Raw genomic sequence first — 23,233 nt, forward strand, 5'->3', positions numbered from 1 at the left:
AGCGGCTTTCCGATTGATTGCGGAGCTCTTAATTTCAATAAAAATATGAGATATTTCAACGTATTGAGCGTTCCGCTGTCGCGCGGGCGTCTGGCACGTTGATTGCTAACATGGAGAGCACGGCAACGATAACTGGTCAGGGAGAAACGTCGATGGAAATGCAGCAGCGTGACCCCGCGCGCATGCGAGGCGGGTTGCCGGAGGTCGATGCCGGCACCGTCGACGCCTTTCTCGCCGAGGCCGATCGCGCCGGGCTGGTCGCCGTGCTGCTGTCGGCCGGTGATCCCGCGCGGTTTCCGGAGGCGCTCGATGTGGCCATCGTGCTGCCGGAGCTGATCACCGCGTTTCACGGCCGGCTGCGTGGCGCGGTCATCGCGCGCGACGCGGAGGCGGAGCTCGGGACGCGCTTCGGCGTGCGCGTGCAGCCGAGCCTGATCCTGTGCCGCGGGGCGGAGACGCTCGGCCTGATCGCCAAGATCCAGGACTGGTCTGTCTATGTCGATCGCATCTCGCGGCTGATCGACCGGCCGCAGGGCGCGACTGCAACGGTCGTTGCCAGCATCGTCCCAGTCCATCAGCCTGCGGGAGCCGAGCGATGAAGCCGGGATTCTGGATCGCGCCTGAAGGAGCCGAGGAGCCGGTCAACATCTTTCCGATCGGCGAAGAGGCGCTCGATACCTCGCACAAGGGGCTGACCGCGTCCGGGGCCCTGGCCAAGCTGGCCTCGCTCGACTCGGAGGCGTTGGCGCGGAGCTGCCCGCGGGCGGTCGAGCTGTTGTCGACGATTGCAGCGGCCATCGCGGCGCAGACCGCCGGCGCGCCGACGCAATTATTCCGGCTCGAGGGCCTCAACGATCTCGAGCGCCGGCTGATCGACGACGTGCTGGGCGAGGGCGAGGTCGCCGGCGTCGTGGCTCTTCCCGACGGCACGCTGGCTCAGATCCAGGAATCGGTGCTCGCCGGAATATGGCGGGTGCGGCTGGAGGCGGACGAGCGACACGACTACGTCGAAATCGGCGCCGTCCCGGAGATCGTATCGCGCGCCGCCGCCGATCTGACTGCAGGTGACATCGTGATCGGCCCTGTGCCCGAGGGCACCATGAACGCGCTGCCGGTGCTCGCCGAGATCCGCGAGCGCGCGCTGTCCTGGCGACCAGGTCAGCGCTCGCAGACCATCAACTTCACGCTGCTGCCGATGAGCCCAACCGACATGAGCTTCCTGCAGCAGACGCTCGGCAACGGTCCGATCCAGCTGATGTCGCGTGGCTACGGCACCTGCCGCGTGCTCGCGACCGGCATCCGTCATGTCTGGTCGGTGCAGTTCTTCAACGCCATGGACACGATCATTCTCGACACCCTCGAGGTCGGCGGTGTGCCGGTGGTCGCGCTCGCCGCGGCTGAGGATTTCGAGGATTCGGCCGAGCGTCTGACCCAGATCATCGAGGCCTATTTCACATGAGCGGCGGCTTCGAGAATTTCGGTGTCCGCAGCGATCTCGCTGATGACGTGCTGCTGGAGTGCGGCATCTGCTGGACGCGCTACGACCCGGCCGAGGGGGATGGCGTGGCGCAGATTCCGCCGGGCACGCCGTTCGCGGCCTTGCCGGATGACTGGCATTGCCCGAACTGCGATGCGCCGAAAGCCAAGTTCATGGTGGTCGAGCCATGAGCCCTGAGGCGGTCGGGCAGGGGACGTCGGACGTCACGCCGGCCGCGTGGGGCGCGCGTCTTGCCGGCGTCTATCGTGAGATCGGCGCTCGTGCGATGCGCGAGCTGCCGATCTATCACGACGCGCTCGACGTCGAGGCGATCGGATTTTCAGTGGTCGACGGCCGCATCCTCGGCATCGTCGTCACGCCCTGGTTCATGAACGTGGTCACTCCGGCCGCACAAGGCGCCGCGGGATCCGTCGTCAAGATCGTGCTTCCGGCCGGCTCGTTCGAATTCACGATCGGCGATGTTGCCGAGGTCGGTCGGATCGCGAGTTGCTCGCTGTTCTCGCCGATGTTCCAGTTCGAGGACATGGCCGCGGCGCGTGCGGCGGCGGAGGCTGCGCTCGCCGCGCTGATGACGGCGCCCGATGATGAGCCGTCGTCTGAACGCGCTGCGAAGGCATCGGGCGCGATCGATCGCCGTGCGTTCCTGCGCGGCACCCTCTCCGAGGGCCGCGCATGACCCTCACCTTTCGCAACCGCATCGACGTGACGCTGTCGGTCGCCGATCGGCTGATCACAGGCGTCGACATTCAGCCGCGCACGAGGCCGCCGCTGGGACGGCTGTTCGCTGGCAAGCCGGCCGAGATGCTGCTCGCGGCCCTGCCGCGGTTGTTCTCGCTGTGCGCCAGTGCGCACCGGGTCGCGCTGCTCTCGGCGATGGAAGCGGCGCGCGGCGAGCAGGCGCCGCCGTTGACCCGTCACCGTCGGATCAAGGCCGTGGTGGTGGAGCGCTTCGCCGAGCTTATGCGCGGTCTGCTGATCGCGCCATTTGCGCAAAATCGCAGTGACGCGCAGCTGGCGCAACGGCTCTTGCAGGCGGTCGCGTCGCTGCAGATGCATTCCGGCGCTGACACCCAGCAGCAATCTCGCGCTGCAACCTTGTCTCAAATCAAGACGGACATGGTGGTCCTGGGCATAGGCTTGCCAGCGGAGCCGGTTCTACCGGAAACTCCGCTTGCATCTCTGATGGACTCGGCCCGGAAAGCCGTCGACGATGGAGGATGGAGGCACATGCCGGCCGCGCACGACATCCTGTCGGCCGCCGACGATGACGTCATCGTCGCGCAATTGATGGACGTGGGATCTGCCTTTGCTGAGGCTCCGGAACTCGACGGCCGGGCTCCGGAGACCGGGGTCTGGGCCCGGTATGCGGAGCGCCATCAGTTGGCATCAGCCGGTCCCGTCGAACGCCTCTCAGCCAAGATCACCGAGGTTGCCGAGCTGTTCCGCTGGATCGAGGCCGGCGAGGCTGAGGACGAAGCGGCCGACCAGCATGCCATCGCGAGCTACGCGCTCGGGTCGCGGCGCGGCGGCGCCGCGGTTGAATGCGCCCGCGGCCGGCTGCATCACGCAATCGAGCTGGATGCGCACGGCGCGGTCTCGCGTTTCGAGTATCTGGCGCCGACGGAATGGAATTTTCACCCGCGCGGCCCTGTCGTGAGGAGCCTCACCGGGGCTGCGCTGCGCGGAACGGGCGATCGCGAGGCCATCAATACGATGGTCGGATCGTTCGATCCCTGCGTCGGCTATCACCTGGCATTCCGGGAGATGGCCGATGCATGAGATGGCGCTGTGCGAAGGCATCGTCGAGATCGTCGAGCAGGAGGCGCGCAAGGGCGCCTTCTCCACGGTGAAGACGGTGTGGCTGGAGATCGGTGCGCTCAGCCATGTCGCGCCGGAGGCGCTGCGATTCTGTTTCGAGGCGGTGACCGCGAAGACCCTGTTGCAGGGGGCGGCGCTCGAGATCATCGAACAGCCGGGCACGGCGTGGTGCCTGGGCTGTTCGCGCAGCGTCGAGATCAGCCAACGCTACGCGCCTTGTCCGGCCTGCGGCAGTCATCAGCTGCAGGTCACGGGCGGTGAGGACATGCGGGTCAAGGAGCTGGAGGTCGAGTAATGTGCACGGTGTGCGGCTGCAGTGACGGCAAGTCCTCCGTCGAATCCGGTGATCATCATCACGATCACGGTGAGCACCAACATGCTCATGGACATGATCAGTCCGGACATCATCATCATCACGGCCATCACTGCCATGATCATGATCACGAGCATGGTCACCATCACCATGATCATGACCATGATGATCACGGTCACGCGCATGACCACCATCATGATCACGCCGCCGACCGCATCGACTGCTCGGCCAACCCTGCGGGGCAGGAGGTTGCCGGTCTCTCCAGCGGACGCATCATCCAGATCGAACGCGACATTCTCGGCAAGAACAACCGGCTCGCGGCCGAGAACCGCGCACGCTTCGCCGCGCATGACGTGCTGGCATTCAACTTCGTCTCCAGCCCGGGCGCCGGGAAGACCTCGCTGCTGGTCCGCGCCGTCTCCGATCTCAAGCAGAGCCGGCCTGTCGCGGTGATCGAGGGCGACCAGCAGACCTCCAACGATGCCGAGCGCATCCGCGCCACCGGCGTTCCGGCGATCCAGATCAATACCGGCAAGGGCTGCCATCTCGATGCGGCCATGATCGGCGAAGCCTATGGCCGGCTGCCGGCACTGCGCGGCGGGCTGCTGTTCATCGAGAATGTCGGCAACCTCGTGTGTCCGGCCGCCTTCGATCTCGGCGAGGCCTGCAAGATCGTCGTGTTCTCGACCACCGAGGGCGAGGACAAGCCGCTCAAATATCCCGACATGTTTGCAGCGTCATCGCTGATGCTGATCAACAAGATCGACCTGGCGCCGGTGCTCGATTTCGACCTTGCGCAGACGATCGAATATGCCCGCCGCGTCAATCCGAAGATCGAGGTCCTGACGATCTCGGCCAAGACCGGCGAGGGCCTCTCGGCGTTCTACGCCTGGATCAGGAAGCAGTCGGACCGGATGCGGGCGAGCGCGATGAACGCGGTGCAGGGATGAGCACGCCCGGCCGGACATCGGCGGCGAACCATACGCGCCTCCGGCTCCGCGTCCGCGGTGCCGTGCAGGGCGTCGGCTTTCGTCCCTATGTCCATGGCTTGGCGATCCGCCATCGGCTCGGCGGCTTCGTCGCCAACGATGCTGATGGCGTGCTGATCGAGGTCGAGGGCGACGAGGTCGCCGAATTCGTCGAGGCTCTGCCGCGGCAGACGCCGCCACTGGCGCGCATCGACGACATCGCCGTCGAGCCGATCGTGGCCGACGCCGGCACGGGCTTCCGGATTGCCGAGAGCGTGAGTGGGCGCGTCACGACGCGGATCGTGCCGGACGCCGCCACCTGTGCCGCGTGCCTGGCCGAGTTGTTCGATCCCGGCAGCCGCTTCCATCTCTACCCCTTCGTCAACTGCACCCATTGCGGCCCGCGCTTCACCATCGCCGAACGCCTGCCTTACGATCGCCCGTCCACGGCGATGAAGCGCTTTCCGATGTGCGAGGCGTGCCGGTCCGACTACGAAGATCGCGCAGGGCGCCGCTTTCATGCCGAGGCGATCTCGTGTCCAAGCTGCGGGCCGCGGCTCAGCCATGGCATCGATGAGATCGCGGCCGCGCTCGCGAATGGCAGGATCGTCGCCGTCAAGGGGCTCGGCGGCTATCAGTTGCTCTGTGATGCGCGAGATGAGCAGGCCGTCCAGCGGCTGCGCGCCCGTAAGCAGCGCGACGGCAAGCCGTTCGCCGTGATGTTGGCCACGGCCGACGCTGCAACTGAGATTGCCGAGATCGACGCGCCTGAGCGCGCGCTGCTGGAGCAGGTGGCGCGGCCGATCGTGCTGTTGCGCTCACGCCAGCGTGTTGCGTCCTCGGTCGCACCAGGCCTCGCAAAGATCGGCGTGATGCTGCCGGTCGCTCCGCTGCATCATCTGATCTTCCATGTGCTGGAGGCGGGCCGCCGCGCGGCTGCCGACGGACCATGGGCGCTGGTCTGCACCAGCGCCAATCCGAGCGGGGAGCCGCTGCTGACCGACAATGATGAAGCGAGGAGCGGTCTGGCTGATATCGCGGATCTGATCGTTACCCATGACCGAGACATCGTCATCCGCGCCGACGATTCCGTGCTTGCTGTCGTGGCCGGCGTTCCCCGCTTCGTCAGGCGTGCGCGCGGCTATGTACCGGAGCCGATCCGGCTCGCACGTGCCGGGCCGCCGGTGCTCGCGGTCGGCGCTCATCTGAAGGCGACGGTGACGGTAACGCGCGGCGACGAGGCGTTCGTGTCGCAGCATCTCGGTGATCTCGACACGGCAGCCGCGATCCGCTTCTTCGAGGAGACGATCGCGCATCTCACCTCCATCCTCGACGTCGAGCCGGTCGCGATCGCGCATGACCTGCATCCGGACATGGCGTCGACCCGGTTCGCGCAGGCACGAGGTCTGCCGACGTTGCCCGTGCAGCATCACCATGCGCATGCGGCTTCCGTCATGGCCGAACAGGGCGTGACCGGCCCCGCCCTCGCGCTGGTGCTGGATGGCTACGGCTATGGCAGCGATGGCGGCGCCTGGGGCGGTGAATTGCTGTCGTGCGACGGCGCTGGCTTCCAGCGCCTCGGCCATCTCGCCCCATTGAAGATGCCGGGCGGCGACCGGGCCGCACGGGAGCCGTGGCGGATGGCGGCGTCAGTGCTGCACGATTTCGGTCGCGGTGACGAGATCGAGCGGCGTTTCGTAGCGCAGCCCCAGTCGCGCAACATAGTCACGCTGCTAGACCTTGCCGATACCGCGGTCACCACCAGCGCCGGCCGGCTGTTCGATGCCGTAGCTGGTTTGCTCGGTGTCAGCACGGTGCAGAGCTATGAAGGCGAGGCGGCCATGAAGCTGGAGGCGCTGGTGCGTGAACCGGCGACGCTTGAGCGCGGCTGGACCATTGCCGATGGCGTGCTGTCGCTGCGGCCGCTGCTCGCGCATCTGATCGCGCGTGATCTCGACACTGTCGAAGCGGCGGGGCTGTTTCACGGCACGTTGGCCGCGGCCTGCGTCGACTGGATCGCGAGAGCTTCGCGCGCGACTGGCATCGGCACGATCGTGCTGAGCGGCGGCTGCTTCCTCAATGCGCATCTGGCCGAGCAGGTCGTGCGCGGCTGCCGTTCCGCAGGCCTCGATCCGCTGCTGCCGCGCCGGCTGCCGCCCAATGACGGCGGCCTCAGCCTCGGGCAGGCCTGGGTGGCTGGTCTGCATCTCACACAAAGCAATGTGCTGTCTGGAGGGACCGTCTGATGTGTCTGGCCATTCCCGCCGAGGTGATCAAGCTCTTGCCTGACGACATGGCGATCGTCTCGATTGACGGCGTCAGCAAGGAGGTCTCGATCGCGCTGATCGAGGAGATCGCCGTCGGCGACTACGTCATTCTTCATGTCGGCCATGCGCTGGCCAAGATCGATCCGGAGGAGGCGCGCGAGACGCTCGACCTGCTCCGGCAGATGGGCGAGGCTGTGGCGGAGGTCAGGCCATGAAATATGCCGACGAATTTCGCGACAAGGAGCTGGCGACAGGTCTTGCGCGCGCCATCCGCGCCAAGGCCGATCCGGCGCGCGCCTATCGCTTCATGGAGTTCTGCGGCGGCCATACCCATGCGATCGCGCGCTATGGCCTCGAGGACATGCTGCCGGACAATGTGCGCATGATCCACGGCCCCGGCTGCCCGGTCTGCGTGCTGCCGGCCGGGCGCATCGACATGGCGATCGCGCTGGCCGAACGCCCCGAGGTCATCCTCTGCGTCTATGGCGACCTGATGCGCGTGCCGGGCTCGCGCGGGTCCTCGCTGCTCAAGGCGAAGGCGCGCGGCGCCGACATCCGCATGGTGTATTCGACGCTGGATGCGATCGCGCTGGCCGAGCAGAATCCCGGTCGCGAGGTGGTGTTCTTCGCCATCGGCTTCGAGACCACGACGCCGCCGACCGCCGTGATGATCCGGGCCGCCGAGAAGAAGCAATTGTCGAACTTCACCGTGTTCTGCAACCACGTGCTGACGCCGCCGGCGATGCGCGCGATCCTCGACAGCGACGACACGGTCGAGATCGACGGCTTCGTCGGACCGGCGCATGTCTCGACCGTGATCGGCACCGAGCCCTACGCGCCGTTCGCGCGCGATGACGGCAAGCCCGTCGTGATCGCGGGCTTCGAGCCGCTCGACATGATGCAGGCGATCCTGATGCTGATCGAGCAGGTCAATGACGGCCGCCACGAGGTGGAGAACCAGTATCGTCGCGCCGTCACCGGCAGCGGCAACCAGCGCGCCATCCGCGAGGTCGCCGAGATCTTCGAACTGCGCGACCAGTTCGAATGGCGCGGCCTCGGCAGCATTCCGGCGAGCGCATTGAAATTGCGGCCCGGCTTTGCGCATCTCGATGCCGAGCTGCGCTTTGCCATGTCCGAGCTGGTGGTGGCCGACAATCCGGCCTGCGAATGTCCGGCCATTCTGCGCGGCCTGAAGAAGCCGGTGGACTGCCGGCTGTTCGGCACCGCCTGCACGCCGGAGACGCCGATCGGCTCCTGCATGGTGTCGTCGGAAGGCGCCTGCGCGGCGCATTGGACCTATGGCCGCTTCCGCGACCATCAGCGGAGGCTTGCATCATGAGCATGCATCAGCGCCGGCTCGACCTGAAGAATGGCTGCGTCGATCTCTCGCACGGCGCCGGCGGCCGCGCGATGGCGCAACTGATTGCCGGCCTGTTCCACGAGGCGTTCGGCAACGAATGGCTGACGCGAGGCAACGATCAGTCGGCGTTCGACGTTGCGGCCGGCCGCATGGTGATGACGACCGATGGCTATGTGGTGTCGCCGCTGTTTTTCCCCGGCGGCAATATCGGCTCGCTGGCGGTGCACGGCACGGTCAACGACATTGCCATGGCCGGCGCCAGGCCGCTGTATCTGTCGGCGAGCTTCATCATCGAGGAGGGGGTTCCGTTTTCCGATCTGAAGCGGATCGCCGATGCGATGGGAGTGGCGGCGCGCGAGGCCGGCATCGCGATCATCACCGGCGATACCAAGGTGGTCGAGCGCGGCAAGGCGGATGGCGTGTTTATTTCGACGGCCGGCGTCGGCGTGCTGCCGGAAGGCCTCGATCTCTCAGCCGACAAGGCCAGGCCCGGCGACCGCGTGCTGCTGTCCGGCAGCCTCGGCGACCACGGCGTCGCCATCATGTCGAGGCGGCAGAATCTCACCTTCGACACCGAGATCATCTCGGACTCGGCCTCGCTGCACGGTCTCGTCGCCGACATGGTTGCGGCCGGCGGCGCCGGCATCCGGCTGATGCGCGATCCCACGCGCGGCGGGGTTGCGGCCACGATGAACGAGATCGCCCAGCAGTCCAATCTCGGCTTCCGCCTGCAGGAGGAATCGATTCCGGTGAAGCCTGCGGTCGCAGCCGCCTGCGAGCTGCTGGGGCTCGATCCGCTGCATGTCGCCAACGAAGGCAAGCTCGTCGCGGTGGTCGCGCCCGAGGTGGCCGGCGCAGTGCTCGCCGCCATGCGGGCGCATCCGCTCGGCCGCGATGCCGCCGAGATCGGCGAAGCGGTGGCCGATGATCACCGCTTCGTCCAGATGGCGACGGGCTTCGGCGGCGGCCGCATCGTCGACTGGCTGTCCGGCGAGCAGCTGCCGCGGATCTGCTGAGACGCGCGATGGGCATCCAGGGAACGATACTGGTCGTGGATGACGAGGTCCGGTCGCAGGAGGCGCTGCGCCGCGTCCTCAACCAGGATTTCGAGGTCTTGTGCGCGGGCAACACGAACGATGCCGAGAAACTGCTCGAAGGCGAGATCGTGCATGCCGTGATCTGCGACCAGCGCATGCCGCAGGAGTCCGGCGTCAGCTTCCTGAAGCGCGTACGCGAGATGTGGCCCGACCCTGTACGGATGATCATCTCCGGCTATTCGGACTCCGAGGACATCATCGCCGGCCTCAACGAGGCCGGCATCTATCAGTACATCACAAAGCCCTGGCAGCCGGATCGCCTGATCGAGATCGTCCGCGAGGCCGTGCAGCTGTACCGGCTGCAGAAGGAGACGGAGACCGCCGGCGTTGACGTGAAGGCCACGCCGGCCCATATCAAGAAGGTGGTGTCGGTCAAGCGCGGCGCCGCCAAGCAGCTCTACGATTTCGACCGCATCGTGCATTCGGCCGCGAGCCCGATGCGCAACGTGATCGAGCTCGGCCGGCGCGCCGCCGACTACGACATCTCGGTCTTGATCACCGGCGAATCCGGCACCGGCAAGGAGCTCTTGGCGCGCGCGATTCACTACGGCTCCGCGCGGGCCACCAAGGCGTTCGTCGTCGAGAATTGCGGCGCGCTGCCGGATGAGCTGCTGGAAAGCGAGCTGTTCGGCTGCAAGAAGGGCGCCTTCACCGGCGCCTATCAGGACCGCATCGGCCTGTTCGAGGTTGCCGATGGCGGCACCATCTTTCTCGACGAGATCGGCGAGACCTCGCCGGCATTTCAGGTCAAGCTCCTGCGCGTTCTGCAGGAGAGCGAGATCCGGCCGCTCGGCGCGCAGCGCGTGCGCCAGGTCGACGTGCGCGTGGTCGCCGCCACCAACCGGGATCTCGAGGCCGAGGTCGAGGCCGGCCGCTTCCGCCGCGATCTCTACTACCGACTGGCCGCGTTTCCGGTGCACATGCCGTCCTTGCGCGAACGGCCGATGGACATTCCGCTGATCGCCGAGGGTGTGCTGTCGGCGGTGAAGACCTCGTTCAACCGGCCGGATCTGCGTTTCGCACCGGCGGCGCTGGAGGAATTCTCCCGCTATCACTGGCCCGGCAATGTCCGCGAGCTGCAGAACGAGATCCAGCGCATGGCCGTGCTGGCCGATGCCGACGAGCTGCGCTGTCCGCCGTTCGCAGCCCGGCGCAGCGCACGCCGCGCCGCGCCCGCGATACCCAATGGCAAGCTCAATGGTTCCGGGAGCCTGAAGGACAGGGTCGAGGATCTCGAAAAGACCATCATCGTTCACTGTCTGGAGAAATATGATGGTAACATCAGTCGCGTCGCCAGCGAGCTCGGCCTGTCGCGGGTGGGGCTCCGGAACAAATTGTCGAGATACGATCTGAAGAAACATGGCAAAGGCCACTCACTCTCCTGAGTCCGGGGCTGACACGCTGCTCAAGCTGATCGCGAGCAGCAGCACGCTCGAACTCGACAGCGAGCGCGAAGGCGTGTGGATCGAAGTGATCCGCAAGATGGACGAGGTCTATTCCGACCTGCTGCGCTACGAGGTCGATCTCGAGCACAAGAACGCCGAGCTCGAGGAAGCCCAGGCGTTCGTCACCAATGTCATCGAGTCCGTCTCCGACATCCTGGTCGTCTGTGACGCCAGGGGCACGGTGCAGCAGGCCAACTCCGCCTTTCTGCAGACATCGGGACGGGCCTTGGCTGACATCGCCGGTCGCGATATCGCCGAGATGATTGATCCCGATCATCGGCCCAAACTTGTCTCGCTGCTGAAGCCGCGCAGCAGCGCCGAAGTGGTCGACGGTGAATTGCGCTTTGCCGCGGCGGCCGGCGTCAGCTCCGACCTGTTCGCGATCAACAGCTCGCCGCGGCATGACCATCGCGGCCGCTTCATCGGCGTCGTGCTGACGGGCCGTCCGATCGGCGAGCTGCGCCGCGCCTATGAGGCCCTGCACAAGGCGCATCAGGAGCTGCAGCGGGCGCAGCGGCAATTGGTCGAGCAGGAGAAGATGGCAAGCCTCGGCCGGCTCGTCGCGGGCGTGGCCCACGAGCTGAACAATCCGATCAGCTTCGTCTATGGCAACATCCACACCCTGATGCGCTACCGCACCTCGCTGGTCGGCTATCTCGATGCCATCCATGAGCAGCCGGTCAGCGAGGACATCGCCGCGCTTCGCTCGGATCTGAGGATCGACGCCATCCTGGAGGATTTCGGGCCGCTGATCGACGGCACGCTGGAAGGTGCGGTGCGCATCAGCGAGATCGTCAAGAACCTGCGCCGCCTGTCGTTCTCGAAGCTCGGCGAGGTCGAGCGCGTCAACATCGAACGGCTGATCAATACCGCCGTGCTGTGGGCAGGGCGCACCAAGCAGCATCGTGTCGACATCCAGATCGAGGTCGAGCCGGATCTGTGGATCTCCGGCAACGAAGGCCAGCTGCATCAGGTGATCGTCAACCTCGTGGAGAACGCGATCGACGCGATGCGATCGACCGACCTGCCGCGTCTTCTGGTCGCGGTGGCGCGCCAGGGCAACGAGATCGCCTTTCGCATCACCGATAACGGCCCCGGCATCGACAAGGATCACCTGACCCGCATCTTCGAGCCGTTCTTCACGACCAAGCGCGTCGGGGAGGGGACGGGGCTCGGGCTGTGGATCAGCTACGGCATCGTCCGCGAGCACGGCGGCGAGCTGTCCGCGACCAACGAGCCGCAGGGCGGCGCCACGTTCTCTTTCAGCTTGCCGGCGGCTTGACCATAGCGGCGGGGCTGCTGCCGACGCTGAAGTGGGATGCTGGGTATCCCTTCGAAACGATGCTGGGGTTCCTGACGGCGGTGCCGTCGGATGTTGCGGGCCGAAGCCAAGCCCGAGGTGATCAGGACGCCGTCGCGACCGGCACGCGCTCGCGCTGATTGGTCAACCGCGCCAGCAGCACGGTTGCGGTTCGCGTGATGTGTTGCCGTGCGAGATCCTCGGCCTTCTGCGCATCGCCGGCGATCACCGCCCGCAGGATGTCCTCATGCTGATCCCAGATTCGCCGCGGCGTCTCGTCGCGCATCAGCACCTCGCCCATCAGCCGGCGCAGATGCAGCCAATGCGGCAGCGTGGTGTCCTGGATGACGGAGTTGCCGGAGATCTCGTAGAGGAATTCATGAAACTTGACGTCGGCCTCGATCAGCTTCTCGACCGAATGCTCGCGCTCGGCGCTCCGGCCCTGCTCGATCAAATTCGGGCCTTCCTCGGCCGCTCGCTTGGCGCCGCGGGTCGCCGCGAGCCGGCAGGCGAGGCCCTCGGCGACGGCGCGTATTTCATAGAGGTTGCGGATGAAGTCGGTGTCGATCGGTGCGACTTCCAGGCCGCGGCCCGGCGCCTCGCGCACAAAGCCGTGATTGCGCAGCAGCAGCAGCGCCTGCTGCACCGGCTGGCGCGATACGCCGAGGTCGCGGGCCAGATCGTCCTGAATGAGGCGGGCCGATTCCGGCAGTTCGCCGCCGACGATGTCGGAGAGAATGCGCTCGTAGACGCGTTCGGTCAGGCTCGGCTGTGTCTTCAGCGGCGGCACACGGCCTCCACGGGATCAGGTGTGATGTCCGGTCGCGAATGTGGAGCTGCCGTGCCGGAGCCCGGCGCTCGCATTGCGGCCGATGTCGGTCTGAACGGGGTCATAGCGAGAATTTCCGCGCAGTGAGCGTTCGCCGCTGCTTGGGCTTGCTGTCCTGCTGGATTTCGAGGTGATGGATGAACACACTGGCCGCGCGTGAAATGTGCTCGCGGCTCAGCCGTTCGGCCTCGTCGCTGCGGCCCTCGATCACGGCTGCAAGAATGTCCTCATGCTCGTCCCAGACCATCCGGGACATGCTCTGCTCCTTTTGCAGCACGTCGGACATCACGCGCTTCAGGCAGGGCCAATGCGGCGCCATCGTCTCGCCGATCAGCGCGTTGCCGGAGAGGTCGCCGAGGAAGCAATGGAAGGCGATGTCGGTCTCGATCTTGCGGTTGACGAGCCCGCTCTTCACCGCCTCGTGGCCGGCCGCGATGTACGCCGGACCTTCGCGCGCGGCGCGATCGCTCGCGCGCTCGGCGGCCAGCCGCGCCGCGAGGCCTTCGAGCACCGCGCGCATCTCATAGAGGTCCCGAACGAAGCCGGGGTCGAGCGGCGCCACGATCAGGCCGCGGCCGGGCGCGCTCTGCACCAGCCCGCAGCCGCGGAGCAGGATCAGCGCCTGCTGAACTGGCTGGCGCGATACCCCATAAGCCTGGGCCAGATCGTCCTGGATCAGCCGCGAGCCCGGCGTGAGAACGCCGCTGACGATCTCGTCAGTGATCGCTTCGACGACCTGGTCGACCAGAGAGGGAGCGGCGGGCACGATTCGCATGGGTCACCACATTTTGCCGCACATTAGCATGTCAAGTCCGAAAATCCATTTGCGAAGGTATTCGAATTCAGAGTACGAATTCAAAAAAAGGACGCTGCGTTAAGGCAAGTTAAAAAGCGGCCAAATAGGGAGGGACTCCGTTGTCGGAAGATCCGACCAGTCTGGAGCGCGAGCAGGTTTGGTCTGCGCGCTCGGAGGGCCGCGTGCGCGCCGGCGTTATGCTGGCGGTGTCGCGGGCATTGCTGGTGGCCTCGGTCGCGTCGTTCGCCGCGATGGCGCCTGCGCTCGGGGCGGCCGGAGAAGGCCTGACCTTGTCCGATGCGTGGGTGCCGGCGGCGCCCGAGGTGGGACGCGACATCCCGTTGCTGATCACGATCAAGAATGACACGACCGCGCCGGAAGCCTTGATGCGCGTGCGTTGTCCGATCGCCAATTTCTCGGAGCGGCACACCGTCGACCGCGGCGAAGGCGCGCCGGCGATGCGCTCCATTCCCAACATTCCAATTGCCGCGGGCAGCACGCTGGTGCTGCTGCCGACCGCCTATCACGTGATGCTGCTGCAGACGCGGGAGCCGCTCGAGCCAGGCAAGCGCTTCACCTGCACGATCGTATTCCAGAAAGCAGGATCCATCGAAACGGAGGTCGAGGTTCGCAAGTCGCCTTGAAGCGTGTTTGTCGCCTGCTGCCCTCCGCCTTCGGGCTTGGCGGAGTGGTATTCGCTCCAACTCATAATCAATATAATGGGAGAAGGAAACGATGAGGACTAACGTCAGGTCGACCCTGCGGGCGGTGCTGCTGGCCAGCGCAGCCTTCGCCTGTTTCCAGCTTGCATCGCCGGCGCAGGCCGCCGACGAGATGACCCCCGAGCGGCTGCTTAACGCCGACAAGGAAGCCGGCAACTGGCTCCACCATCACAAGAACTATTCGGGCACACGGTTCTCGGCACTGAAGGAGATCAACAAGGATAACGTCAAGAACCTGAAGGTCGCCTGGACGATGCATCTCGGCGGCGTCGAGGGCGGCGGCATCTGGAGCCACGGCGGTCTCGAAGGCACGCCGATCGTCGAGAACGGCATGATCTACGTCACCGACGGCTGGGGCTCGGTCTACAAGATCGACGCGCGCGGTGGCAAGGGCCAACTGGTCTGGAAGATGGATCCGAAGACGGATCACGACTGGGCCGGCGCCATCGCCTGCTGCGGCGTCGACAATCGCGGCGTCGCGCTGTGGGGCGATCTGGTCGTCTCGCACACGCTCGACGGCCGCCTGATTGCGACCAACAAGGAGACCGGCCAGGTTGCCTGGCAGCGCCAGGTTGCCGATCCCGACAAGGGCGAGGTCATCACCGGTGCGCCGCTGATCGTGAAGAACATGGCGATCTCGGGCGTGGCCGGCGCCGAATACGGCATCCGCGGTTGGATCGCGGCGACCGATCTCGGCACGCAGAAGGAGGTCTGGCGCACCCACACCATTCCGGGGAAGGGCGAGCCGGGCAGCGAGACCTGGAAGGACAGCAACGACGCGGCTGCGGCCGGCGGCGGCTCGACCTGGGTCACGGGCACCTATGATCCGGCGACCGACACCATCATCTGGGGCGTCGGCAATCCCGGTCCGGACTGGGACAACGCCTATCGTCCGGGCGACAACCTCTACACCGACAGCTCGCTGGCGCTCGATGCCAACACCGGCAAGATCAAGTGGCACTATCAGCACACGCCGAACGATCCCTACGACTACGATAGCGTCGCCGAGAACGTCCTGGTCGATGTGCCCGCGCCGAACGGCTCGACCCTGAAGCTCGCGCTCGAAGCCGACCGCAATGGCTTCGCCTATGCGATCGACCGCACCAGCGGCAAGTTCGTCTGGGGTCTGCCCTTCGTCAAGAAGGTCACCTGGACCAAGGGGCTCGATGCCGAGACCGGCAAGCCGATCGAGTATGATCCGAAGAACCCGGTGCAGCGCTACAATGCGTCGGTGACGCCGCATCGCGAGAACAAGGTCGCGGACATCTGCCCGGGCAACATGGGCGGCAAGAACTGGCCGCCGACCTCCTACAATCCGGACCTGAAGCTCTGGTACATCCCTGTCATCGAGAGCTGCAACCGGATCACCGTCGAGGAGGCGACCAAGGACAAGCTCAAGCCGCGCGAATTCTGGACCGGTGGCGGACCGAGCCAGCCGTTCAAGATCACGGGCAGCGTGACCGCGATCGACGTCACCACCGGCAAGATCGCCGGCAAGTTGGAGACGCCGTTCCCGAACCTCGGGGGCATGCTTTCGACGCCTGATCTCGTCTTCACCGGCCAGCCCTCGGGCGAGGTGATGGCGCTCGATGCCAAGACGCTGCAGAAGCTGTGGGAGTTCAACACCGGCGGCGGCGTCAATGCGCCTCCCGTGACGTTCTCGGTCGACGGCAAGCAGTATGTCGCGATCCTGGTCGGTCTCGGCGGCGCCTGGGACAAGTGGTTCATCGAATCCACGCCCGAGCTGAAGAAGATCCAGCCCGGCTCGATGCTCTACGTCTTCTCGCTGTGAAGTCGATTGCGGAGCGGAGGCATAGCCTCCGCTCCGTCCTCACCCCCTGTTCGACAAGAAAAACAGATGAAACTCAGTGCGATCACACTCGCTGTGGCGTCGGCTCTCGTCCTCGGCTCCGCTTCGCTCGCATTGGCGCAGTCTGCGGCGCCGGCAGATCCGACCGATGCCGGCAAAGCCGTGTTCAAGCGTGCGAACTGTGTCGGCTGCCACAAATGGCACGGCAATGGCGGCGGCGGCTACGGCGGCGACGCGCTGTCGCTGCGCAAGACCGAGCTCGACCGCCAGCACATCGTCGAGACCGTCACCTGCGGCCGTCCCGGCACGGGCATGCCGTACTTTGCGCGAGGCTCCTATGACACGGCGAAGTGCTACGACCTGAGCCGCCAGGATGTCGGCGAGCGCATGCCGCCCGAAGGCGGCGTGTTCCTGCGGCCCAACGATATCGAGGCGGTCGCGGACTACGTGCTCGCGCACATCAAGGGACGCGGCGAGCCGAGCTACGACGAGTGTACCGCCTTCTTCGGCAACACGTCCCGGGTCTGCGATATCTACAAGGCGAATGCCAGCAAGCCTGCAAGCGAGCCATCGAAATGAAACGGCCAACCTGCGCTGCGATCTTCGCCACGTTCGTGCTGTCCTTCTTGACGTATGCGGCCTCCGCGCAGGCCGTGCCGAACTACGATCTGCGTGACATCACCGTCGGCATGCCGGTCGGCGACCTGCCTAGTGAGGGCTATGTCAATCTGACCTGCGCCAAGGATCCGAATCGCAAGCTCAATGCGTGGTCGGCGTGGCGCGATTGTCCCGCGGACGAGCAGGCGCGGCATGCGGTGCGTTTCGATTTCGATCCGGAGACCAGCCAGGACGGCACCAAGGTGGCCGGTCATCCCGTGCTGCTGACGGTCCTGGTCGACGACAAGGGCACCGTCACCGGCCTGACGATCGAGACCGATCCGAAGGCGCGGCTCTATATTCGCAAGAAGGCGTTCCTGCTCGGCAACCAGGTGAAGTCGCGCTATGGCGCCGAGGGCTGGGACTGCAAGGAGCAGCAGCCGACCGCAGGCGAGCAGCCCGTCGGCGGCGTGTTCCTGCGCGAGGTCTGCAAGAAGACGGTGCCCGGCCGAACGCTGACGGTCGAGCGCGAGCTGTTCCGCAAGCCGGATCAGGACGCCAAGAGCTTCGTCGATCAGACGCTGGTGCGGATCACCAAGGATATCAACTAGCCCGCCGCCGACCTTCATCGCGCTCCGCTGGAGGCGCGCCAGTCGGCGTCGTGAACCCGGTTGGCGGGAGGAAACGACGATGAGGGATCTCTTGAATTTCGGGCAGATGCTGTCGGCCCATGCGCGCATGTCGCCGGAGCGCACCGGTGCCCGCGATCTCGAACGTGCGATGAGCTTTGCGCTGTGGAATGAGCGCACGTGCCGGCTCGCCAACGCGCTGCTCGGGCTCGGCCTTGCCAAGGGCGATCGCGTTGCGATTCTTGCCTACAATTGCGTCGAATGGTGCGAGATCTATGCGGCCACAGCCAAAGCCGGGTTGGTGGCGCTGCCGATCAATTTCCGCCTCACCGCGTCCGAGGTGCAGTTCATCGTCCAGAACGCCGAAGCGGCGGCGATGATCCTGCAGGACGAACTCGTCGGCCTGGTCGAGGAGGCGCGCACGGATCTCGGCATCGCCGATGACCGCTTCATCCATTTCGGCGCGAAGCCGCGTCCGGCAGGCTATCGCGGCTATGAGGACATCATTGCGATGGCCGCGGATCGGGAGCCCGACCAGCAGGTCGCGCTGTCCGATCCCTGGACCTTGATGTACACCTCCGGCACCACCGGCAAGCCGAAGGGCGTGCTGCGCAGCCATCGCAGCGCCGTCCTCCTGTCGATGGTCACCGAGATCGAGCTGAAGCTGAGCCGCAATGACGGCGCGCTGCTGGTGATGCCGATGTGCCACGCCAACTCGCTGAACTTCTTCGGCGCGTTCGGTTATATCGGTGGCGTCAACTCGATCTACTCGCGCAAGAGTTTCGATCCCGAGCACGCCGTGACGACGCTTGCGGACGGCGGCTCCACGTTCACCTCGCTGGTCCCGACGCACTACATCATGATGCTGGATCTGCCGCGCGCGGTGCGCGCGCAGCATGATTTCAGCGCGGTCACCAAGCTGATGATCTCCTCGGCGCCGGCCCGCCCGGAGACCAAGCGCGAGGTGATGGAGATGTTCCCGAAGTCCGGGCTCTACGAGCTTTATGGCGCGACCGAGACCGGCTGGGTCACTATGCTGCATCCGCATGAGCAGTTCACCAAGCTCGGCTCGGTCGGGCGCGAATGCGTCGGCGCCGCGCCCATCCGCATCTTGGATGACGCGGGACATGAGGTGCCAGACGGCGAGGCAGGCGAGCTCTATTCCTCGAACGCTCACACCTTCGACTGCTATTGGCGTCTGCCGGAGAAGACCAAGGAGGCGTTCCGCGGCGACTACTGCTCGGTCGGCGACATGGCCCGTCGCGATGCCGACGGCTACATCCATCTCGCCGACCGCAAGAGCAACATGATCATCTCGGGCGGCGAGAACATCTATCCCTCCGAGGTCGAAGCGCAGGTCGGCGCGCATCCTGGTGTCAAGGACATCGCGGTGGTCGGCCTGCCCGACGACAAATGGGGCGAGCGCGTCCATGCCGTGATCGTGCCCCGCGACGGCATGGCGGTGAAGGAGGGCGATCTGGCCGAATGGGCGAAAGAACGGCTCGCCGGCTTCAAGCGGCCGCGCTCTTACGCCTTCATCACCGATAGCGAGATGCCGCGCAACGCGACAGGCAAGATCCTGCATCGCGAATTGAAGAAGAGATTTACGCAGTGAGTCGCTGCAATGCCGTACGGTCTGATATGTAGCTGCGATGCAGGCCGTCCTCAATTCCGCTCTTCCGATCTTCGCGCTGATCCTGACCGGATTCCTGTGCGGCTGGTTCGGTGTGTTCGACCGCACCGCGACCGACAATCTCAACCGCTTCGCGGTCTATCTGGCGCTGCCGGCGCTGATCTTCACGGCGATGTCCAGGATCGGCGTCGAGCAGGTCAGCCAGTTCGGCTTCATCGGCGCCTTCTGCGGAGGCATTGCCGCGACGTTCGCGACCGGTTTCGTGATCAGCCGTCTGCGCGGCCGTCGCGTTGCCAACGCCAGCATCGAGGGACTGGACGCCGGCTACAGCAATGTCGGCTTCATGGGCATTCCGATGTGCCTCCTGGTGTTCGGTCCGGACAGCGCGCCGGCCTCGATCATCGCCACCTTGTTCACGGCCTGCGTGCTGTTCCTGTTCGCGATCGTGGTCGTCGAGATGGATCTTCAGAAGGGCGCCACGCTCGGGGCGACGGTCGCCAAGGTCGCGCGTTCGCTGCTGACGAGCCCGTTGTTCATCGCGCCCGTGGCCGGGCTCGCGGTGGGCCTCAGCGGCTTTGCATTGCCGGCGCCGTTCCTGAGCTTCACGACGTTGCTTGGTGGAGCAGCATCGCCGGCGGCGCTCGTGTGCATCGGCCTGTTCCTGGCGCAGGAACGGGTGGTGACGCACGATGCGGCTTCGATCGGCATTCTCGTATCGCTGAAGCTCGTGATGCAGCCGGCGGTCACCGCGCTGCTTGCCTTCCACGTGTTCTCGATGCCGCCGCTGTGGTCGCATTCCGCCGTGATCCTGAGCGCGCTGCCGATCGGCTCCGGGCCGTTCACGATCGCCAAGCTCTATGGTCTGGAGGCCGGCGTCACCTCGGGCTCGATTCTCGTCTCGCACATGTCAGCCGTTTTCACCGTCTCGCTGCTCGTGGCCTGGCTCGCGCCGGGCTGATCACGTCACCATCCGCAGGAGTCGTCAGATGAAGATCTCTCCCGACAGTGCCGCCGATCTGATCGCCCGCCTGCTCAAGCGCCGCGGCGTCAGCCGCGTGTTCGCGCTGTGCGGCGGCCACATCATGCCGATCTGGATGCGGCTCGATGCGGAAGGCATCCGCATCATCGACGTGCGCGACGAGCGCGCCGCCGTGCACATGGCGCAGGCGCATGCCGAGCTCACCGGCGAGCTCGGCGTCGCGCTGGTCACCGCGGGGCCGGGCGTGACCAACGCGATCACCGGCATCGCCAATGCCCACGTCTCGCGCGCGCCCGTGCTGGTGATGTCGGGCGGCAATCCGCGGCCGCAGGAGAACCGCGGTGGCCTGCAGGACATGGATCACACCCAGCTCGTGCGCTCGATCACGCGCTATGCGCGCACCGTGCGCGAGCCGTCGCTGGTGCTGCAGGAGCTCGACGAGGCGATCTCCCGCGCCGTCGGCGACGGCGGCGAGCCGGGGCCTGTGTTCATCGATTTTCCCGTCGATACGCTGCGCGGCGTCGTGCCGAAGGCACTGCAGCTCGAGGAGCATCTCGCGCCGAAGCCGCGCGCGGCGACACGGCCTGATCCGGCCGAGGTCGAGAAGGCGGTCGAGCTGTTGTGGTCGGCGCGCCGTGTGCTCGTCATCTCCGGCCGCGGCGCGCGCGGCGCCGGGCCCGAGCTGATCGCGCTGCTCGACCGGCTCGGCGCCGTTTATCTCGACACCGGCGAGAGCAGGGGGCTCGTGCCCGACGATCATCCCTCGGTCGTCGGTGCGATGCGCGGCGCCGTGATGGGCGATGCCGACGTGGTGCTGACGGTCGGCCGCCGGCTCGACTTCCAGCTCGCCTACGGCTCGCCTGCCGTGTTCAAGGACGCCAAGTTCGTCCGCATCAGCGACTCCGCTACGGAGCTGCGCGACAATCGACGTGGTGCGGCCGAGATCCTGGCGACACCAGCGGAGACCTTGCGCGCGATGGTGGCGCTGGCGGGCAACCGCGAATCGGCCGTCGATCGGCAATGGGCCGCAAAACTGCGGGCCGCGCATCAGGAGCGCGCGGCCAAGCTGAAGCAGAGCATGGCGACGGCGCCGGCCGGCTCGGACGGGCGGCTGCATCCGAATCGCGTGCTGTCGGCGCTGCAGGAGGCGATCGGCAATGACGCCGTGGTCATCGCTGACGGCGGCGATTTCCTGTCCTTTGCCCGCGTTGGCCTCAGCGCGCCCTTGATGCTCGATCCCGGCCCGTTCGGCTGCATCGGCATCGGCGTGCCCTATGGCATCGCTGCGAGCCTCGCCTTTCCCGACAAGCCGGTGGTGGTCGCGACCGGCGACGGTGCGTTCGGCTTCAATGCGATCGAGGTCGACACCGCGGTGCGCCACAAGGCGCCGGTGCTGATCGTCGTCGCCAACAACGGCGCCTGGCAGATCGAGGTGCACGACCAGGCCGTGACACATGGCAAGGTCGTCGGCACGAAGCTGCAATTCGCCGATCACGCCGCCATGGCGCGCGCCTTCGGCATGCATGCCGAGCGCGTCGAGACCGAGGAGCAGCTCGGCCCCGCGATCCAACGCGCGCTGGCCAACCGACCGGCGCTGCTCGACATGGTGGTGACGCCGGAGGCGGTCTCGTCCGACGCCAAGACCGGACTCGCCTGGGTCCCGGACCTGCAGCCGCTCGCGGCGTGGGACGAGGCCGAACGCAAGTGGCGGGGCTCGTAGCGCCCTACACCTGCTGCAGCTGCCGCGGCGCGCTGAGCCACAGCGCGAGTAGGGTGCAGACGGCGCCGGACAAGAGATAACCGCCGGCCGAAATCAGGCCGAGATAGGCGGCCAGCAGCAGGGCGGCGAGCGGCGCGAAGCCGGCGCCGAACAGCCAAGCGAGGTCGGCGGTCAGGGCCGAGGCCGTGTAGCGATAGGTGCGCGCGAAGTTGGCGGCGATCGCGCCCGAGGACTGGCCGAACGACAGGCCGAGCAGGATGAAGCCGAGCACCATGTAGATGGTCTCGCCGACCGGGCCGGCGTCGAGCAGTTGCGGCGCGAAGCCCGAGAACACCGCGATTGCGATCGCCGAGCCGATCAAGAGCGATTTGCGTCCGATACGGTCGGCCAGCATGCCAGACGCGACAATGGCGACGACGCCGAACACCGCACCGACGGCCTCGATTAGCAGGAAGCGCGCCGGCGTCTCCTTGGTGAACAGGAACACCCAGGACAGCGGAAACACCGTCACCATGTGGAACAGCGCGAAGCTCGCCAGCGGCGCGAAGGCGCCGATCACGATGTTGCGGCCCTCGTGCCGAATCGTGGTGATGACGCGTGCCGGCTGCAATTCGCGCGACTGGAACAGCTCATCATACTCCGGCGTCACGACCATGCGCAGCCGCGCGAACAGCGCCACGACGTTGATGGCAAACGCCACGAAGAACGGGTACCGCCAGCCCCAGTCGAAGAAGTCGGCCGCGGAGAGATAACCGACGAAGAACGCGAACAGCACGCTGGCGACGATCAGCCCGAGCGGCGCGCCGAGCTGCGGAATCATCGCGTACCAGCCGCGCTGGTGCTCCGGCGCATTCATCGCGAGCAGCGACGCCAGCCCGTCCCAGGCGCCGCCCCAGGCGAGACCCTGGCCGATCCGCGCCAGCGCCAGCAGCCAGATCGCCGCCGCACCGACGGTGTGGTAGCTCGGCAGGAACGCGATCGCGGCGGTCGAGGTGCCCAGCAGGAACAATGCGGTGATCAGCTTGGCGCTCTTGCCGTAGCGGCGGTCGATCGCCATGAAGATCACGCTGCCGAACGGACGCGCGAGGAAGGCGAGCGCGAACAGCGCGAACGAATACAGGGTCTGCGTCAGCTCGTCCGCAAACGGAAACACCAAGCGCGGAAACACGATCACCGAGGCGATGGCATAGACGAAGAAGTCGAAGAACTCCGACGTCCGCCCGATGATCACGCCGATCGCGATCTCGCCCGGATGCGCCTCATGCGTGCGGGAGAGATGGGTTTCGCCGTCGGCGGTCGCCGCTGCCTGTGTCATCGCGCTGCCTGCAGTCCTCTCGTACTCTATTCGCGCTCCGTAATTGTCGTCCTCGGCGCCGCTCCGGTATTGGACAAATTGTCCAATGTCGGCCGTGTCGTCCGGTCGCTAGGTGAGGCCTCGTTCAGAGATCCGCC

The 23,233-nt window shown here is 66.2% G+C and carries 23 protein-coding genes; 20 read left to right on the top strand and 3 right to left on the bottom strand.

Annotation, left to right across the window (positions count from 1 at the left end; all coding sequences use genetic code 11):
- The first annotated feature begins 152 nt into the window (after positions 1-152).
- From QX070_RS09960 to QX070_RS10020, 13 genes are read left to right on the top strand one after another with little or no spacing between them, the layout of a single operon-like run.
- Positions 153-599 (top strand): hydrogenase accessory protein, encoded by a 447-nt coding sequence (locus QX070_RS09960; protein ID WP_315736712.1) that lies wholly within the window; start codon positions 153-155, stop codon positions 597-599.
- Positions 596-1,459: a hydrogenase expression/formation protein gene (locus QX070_RS09965; protein WP_315736714.1), complete on the top strand. Its 864-nt coding sequence runs from the start codon at positions 596-598 to the stop codon at positions 1,457-1,459. Before QX070_RS09960 ends, QX070_RS09965 begins: the two co-directional genes overlap by 4 nt.
- The gene (locus tag QX070_RS09970) at positions 1,456-1,668 is read left to right on the top strand and encodes a rubredoxin (protein WP_315736715.1); all 213 of its coding nucleotides are present in this window, start codon (positions 1,456-1,458) and stop codon (positions 1,666-1,668) included. Before QX070_RS09965 ends, QX070_RS09970 begins: the two co-directional genes overlap by 4 nt.
- Positions 1,665-2,174 carry a [NiFe]-hydrogenase assembly chaperone HybE gene (gene hybE / locus QX070_RS09975; protein WP_315736716.1) on the top strand — a complete coding sequence of 170 codons (510 nt, stop codon included), beginning with the start codon at positions 1,665-1,667 and terminating at the stop codon, positions 2,172-2,174. Before QX070_RS09970 ends, hybE begins: the two co-directional genes overlap by 4 nt.
- On the top strand, positions 2,171-3,277 hold the full coding sequence (locus QX070_RS09980) for a nickel-dependent hydrogenase large subunit (protein WP_315736718.1): 1,107 nt from the start codon (positions 2,171-2,173) through the stop codon (positions 3,275-3,277). Before hybE ends, QX070_RS09980 begins: the two co-directional genes overlap by 4 nt.
- Positions 3,270-3,611, top strand: a complete 342-nt coding sequence (hypA, locus tag QX070_RS09985; RefSeq protein WP_315736719.1) for a hydrogenase maturation nickel metallochaperone HypA — start codon at positions 3,270-3,272, stop codon at positions 3,609-3,611. The genes QX070_RS09980 and hypA overlap by 8 nt, the downstream gene beginning before the upstream one ends.
- Entirely contained in the window at positions 3,611-4,579 is a 969-nt protein-coding gene (gene hypB, locus QX070_RS09990) for a hydrogenase nickel incorporation protein HypB (RefSeq protein WP_315736721.1), read from the top strand. The genes hypA and hypB overlap by 1 nt, the downstream gene beginning before the upstream one ends.
- On the top strand, positions 4,576-6,843 hold the full coding sequence (hypF, locus tag QX070_RS09995; RefSeq protein WP_315736722.1) for a carbamoyltransferase HypF: 2,268 nt from the start codon (positions 4,576-4,578) through the stop codon (positions 6,841-6,843). The genes hypB and hypF overlap by 4 nt, the downstream gene beginning before the upstream one ends.
- Positions 6,843-7,079: a HypC/HybG/HupF family hydrogenase formation chaperone gene (locus QX070_RS10000; RefSeq protein ID WP_315736723.1), complete on the top strand. Its 237-nt coding sequence runs from the start codon at positions 6,843-6,845 to the stop codon at positions 7,077-7,079. Before hypF ends, QX070_RS10000 begins: the two co-directional genes overlap by 1 nt.
- The gene (hypD, locus tag QX070_RS10005; protein ID WP_315736725.1) at positions 7,076-8,203 is read left to right on the top strand and encodes a hydrogenase formation protein HypD; all 1,128 of its coding nucleotides are present in this window, start codon (positions 7,076-7,078) and stop codon (positions 8,201-8,203) included. Before QX070_RS10000 ends, hypD begins: the two co-directional genes overlap by 4 nt.
- The gene (gene hypE / locus QX070_RS10010; RefSeq protein ID WP_315736726.1) at positions 8,200-9,240 is read left to right on the top strand and encodes a hydrogenase expression/formation protein HypE; all 1,041 of its coding nucleotides are present in this window, start codon (positions 8,200-8,202) and stop codon (positions 9,238-9,240) included. The genes hypD and hypE overlap by 4 nt, the downstream gene beginning before the upstream one ends.
- Before the next feature lie 8 nt (positions 9,241-9,248).
- Positions 9,249-10,706: a sigma-54 dependent transcriptional regulator gene (locus tag QX070_RS10015; protein ID WP_315736727.1), complete on the top strand. Its 1,458-nt coding sequence runs from the start codon at positions 9,249-9,251 to the stop codon at positions 10,704-10,706.
- Positions 10,681-12,048: a sensor histidine kinase gene (locus QX070_RS10020; RefSeq protein WP_315736728.1), complete on the top strand. Its 1,368-nt coding sequence runs from the start codon at positions 10,681-10,683 to the stop codon at positions 12,046-12,048. The genes QX070_RS10015 and QX070_RS10020 overlap by 26 nt, the downstream gene beginning before the upstream one ends.
- 121 nt (positions 12,049-12,169) lie before the next feature.
- On the opposite strand, the gene QX070_RS10025 is transcribed toward QX070_RS10020, so the two are convergent.
- Together QX070_RS10025 and QX070_RS10030 are read right to left on the bottom strand one after the other, a co-directional pair.
- Positions 12,170-12,856 (bottom strand): GntR family transcriptional regulator, encoded by a 687-nt coding sequence (locus QX070_RS10025; protein WP_315736729.1) that lies wholly within the window; start codon positions 12,854-12,856, stop codon positions 12,170-12,172.
- Between the two features lie 100 nt (positions 12,857-12,956).
- Positions 12,957-13,670: a GntR family transcriptional regulator gene (locus QX070_RS10030; RefSeq protein WP_315736731.1), complete on the bottom strand. Its 714-nt coding sequence runs from the start codon at positions 13,668-13,670 to the stop codon at positions 12,957-12,959.
- A 272-nt stretch (positions 13,671-13,942) separates the two neighbouring features.
- Here QX070_RS10030 and QX070_RS10035 point away from each other — a divergent pair, with 272 nt between their 5' ends.
- The 7 genes from QX070_RS10035 (at position 13,943) to QX070_RS10065 (ending at position 21,781) form a co-directional block, all read left to right on the top strand.
- Positions 13,943-14,335 (top strand): copper chaperone PCu(A)C, encoded by a 393-nt coding sequence (locus tag QX070_RS10035; protein WP_409998849.1) that lies wholly within the window; start codon positions 13,943-13,945, stop codon positions 14,333-14,335.
- Positions 14,336-14,426: 91 nt separating this feature from the next.
- A complete protein-coding gene (locus QX070_RS10040; protein WP_315736733.1) occupies positions 14,427-16,205 on the top strand; it encodes a PQQ-dependent dehydrogenase, methanol/ethanol family in 1,779 nt (592 codons plus the stop codon).
- A 66-nt stretch (positions 16,206-16,271) separates the two neighbouring features.
- Positions 16,272-16,802 carry a c-type cytochrome gene (locus tag QX070_RS10045; protein WP_315736734.1) on the top strand — a complete coding sequence of 177 codons (531 nt, stop codon included), beginning with the start codon at positions 16,272-16,274 and terminating at the stop codon, positions 16,800-16,802.
- Positions 16,799-17,431 carry a hypothetical protein gene (locus tag QX070_RS10050; RefSeq protein ID WP_315736735.1) on the top strand — a complete coding sequence of 211 codons (633 nt, stop codon included), beginning with the start codon at positions 16,799-16,801 and terminating at the stop codon, positions 17,429-17,431. The genes QX070_RS10045 and QX070_RS10050 overlap by 4 nt, the downstream gene beginning before the upstream one ends.
- 79 nt (positions 17,432-17,510) lie before the next feature.
- Positions 17,511-19,064: an AMP-binding protein gene (locus tag QX070_RS10055; protein ID WP_315736736.1), complete on the top strand. Its 1,554-nt coding sequence runs from the start codon at positions 17,511-17,513 to the stop codon at positions 19,062-19,064.
- Between the two features lie 37 nt (positions 19,065-19,101).
- Positions 19,102-20,040 (top strand): AEC family transporter, encoded by a 939-nt coding sequence (locus tag QX070_RS10060; protein ID WP_315736737.1) that lies wholly within the window; start codon positions 19,102-19,104, stop codon positions 20,038-20,040.
- 28 nt (positions 20,041-20,068) lie between these two features.
- Complete coding sequence (locus QX070_RS10065) at positions 20,069-21,781, top strand: thiamine pyrophosphate-binding protein (protein WP_315736738.1); 1,713 nt, start codon at positions 20,069-20,071, stop codon at positions 21,779-21,781.
- A gap of 4 nt (positions 21,782-21,785) precedes the next feature.
- Here the strand turns inward: QX070_RS10065 and QX070_RS10070 are convergent, their stop codons facing one another.
- A complete protein-coding gene (locus QX070_RS10070) occupies positions 21,786-23,096 on the bottom strand; it encodes an MFS transporter (protein ID WP_315736739.1) in 1,311 nt (436 codons plus the stop codon).
- Positions 23,097-23,233 lie beyond the last annotated feature (137 nt).

Origin of the sequence: Bradyrhizobium sp. SZCCHNR1093 (assembly GCF_032381175.1) — a bacterium.
Lineage (GTDB): Bacteria > Pseudomonadota > Alphaproteobacteria > Rhizobiales > Xanthobacteraceae > Bradyrhizobium.

Bases quoted from the DNA above. Each gene is read 5' to 3' on its own strand.
- QX070_RS09970 (WP_315736715.1), top strand. From the start codon at position 1,456: ATGAGCGGCGGCTTCGAGAATTTCGGTGTCCGCAGCGATCTCGCTGAT.
- QX070_RS09960 (WP_315736712.1), top strand. From the start codon at position 153: ATGGAAATGCAGCAGCGTGACCCCGCGCGCATGCGAGGCGGGTTGCCG.
- QX070_RS10020 (WP_315736728.1), top strand. From the start codon at position 10,681: ATGGCAAAGGCCACTCACTCTCCTGAGTCCGGGGCTGACACGCTGCTC.
- QX070_RS10050 (WP_315736735.1), top strand. From the start codon at position 16,799: ATGAAACGGCCAACCTGCGCTGCGATCTTCGCCACGTTCGTGCTGTCC.
- QX070_RS09980 (WP_315736718.1), top strand. From the start codon at position 2,171: ATGACCCTCACCTTTCGCAACCGCATCGACGTGACGCTGTCGGTCGCC.
- hypB (WP_315736721.1), top strand. From the start codon at position 3,611: ATGTGCACGGTGTGCGGCTGCAGTGACGGCAAGTCCTCCGTCGAATCC.
- hybE (WP_315736716.1), top strand. From the start codon at position 1,665: ATGAGCCCTGAGGCGGTCGGGCAGGGGACGTCGGACGTCACGCCGGCC.
- QX070_RS10035 (WP_409998849.1), top strand. From the start codon at position 13,943: ATGGCGCCTGCGCTCGGGGCGGCCGGAGAAGGCCTGACCTTGTCCGAT.
- QX070_RS10000 (WP_315736723.1), top strand. From the start codon at position 6,843: ATGTGTCTGGCCATTCCCGCCGAGGTGATCAAGCTCTTGCCTGACGAC.
- QX070_RS10040 (WP_315736733.1), top strand. From the start codon at position 14,427: ATGAGGACTAACGTCAGGTCGACCCTGCGGGCGGTGCTGCTGGCCAGC.
- QX070_RS10015 (WP_315736727.1), top strand. From the start codon at position 9,249: ATGGGCATCCAGGGAACGATACTGGTCGTGGATGACGAGGTCCGGTCG.
- QX070_RS10060 (WP_315736737.1), top strand. From the start codon at position 19,102: ATGCAGGCCGTCCTCAATTCCGCTCTTCCGATCTTCGCGCTGATCCTG.
- QX070_RS10030 (WP_315736731.1), bottom strand. From the start codon at position 13,670: ATGCGAATCGTGCCCGCCGCTCCCTCTCTGGTCGACCAGGTCGTCGAA.
- hypF (WP_315736722.1), top strand. From the start codon at position 4,576: ATGAGCACGCCCGGCCGGACATCGGCGGCGAACCATACGCGCCTCCGG.
- QX070_RS10045 (WP_315736734.1), top strand. From the start codon at position 16,272: ATGAAACTCAGTGCGATCACACTCGCTGTGGCGTCGGCTCTCGTCCTC.
- QX070_RS10065 (WP_315736738.1), top strand. From the start codon at position 20,069: ATGAAGATCTCTCCCGACAGTGCCGCCGATCTGATCGCCCGCCTGCTC.
- QX070_RS10070 (WP_315736739.1), bottom strand. From the start codon at position 23,096: ATGACACAGGCAGCGGCGACCGCCGACGGCGAAACCCATCTCTCCCGC.
- hypE (WP_315736726.1), top strand. From the start codon at position 8,200: ATGAGCATGCATCAGCGCCGGCTCGACCTGAAGAATGGCTGCGTCGAT.
- QX070_RS10055 (WP_315736736.1), top strand. From the start codon at position 17,511: ATGAGGGATCTCTTGAATTTCGGGCAGATGCTGTCGGCCCATGCGCGC.
- hypA (WP_315736719.1), top strand. From the start codon at position 3,270: ATGCATGAGATGGCGCTGTGCGAAGGCATCGTCGAGATCGTCGAGCAG.
- QX070_RS09965 (WP_315736714.1), top strand. From the start codon at position 596: ATGAAGCCGGGATTCTGGATCGCGCCTGAAGGAGCCGAGGAGCCGGTC.
- hypD (WP_315736725.1), top strand. From the start codon at position 7,076: ATGAAATATGCCGACGAATTTCGCGACAAGGAGCTGGCGACAGGTCTT.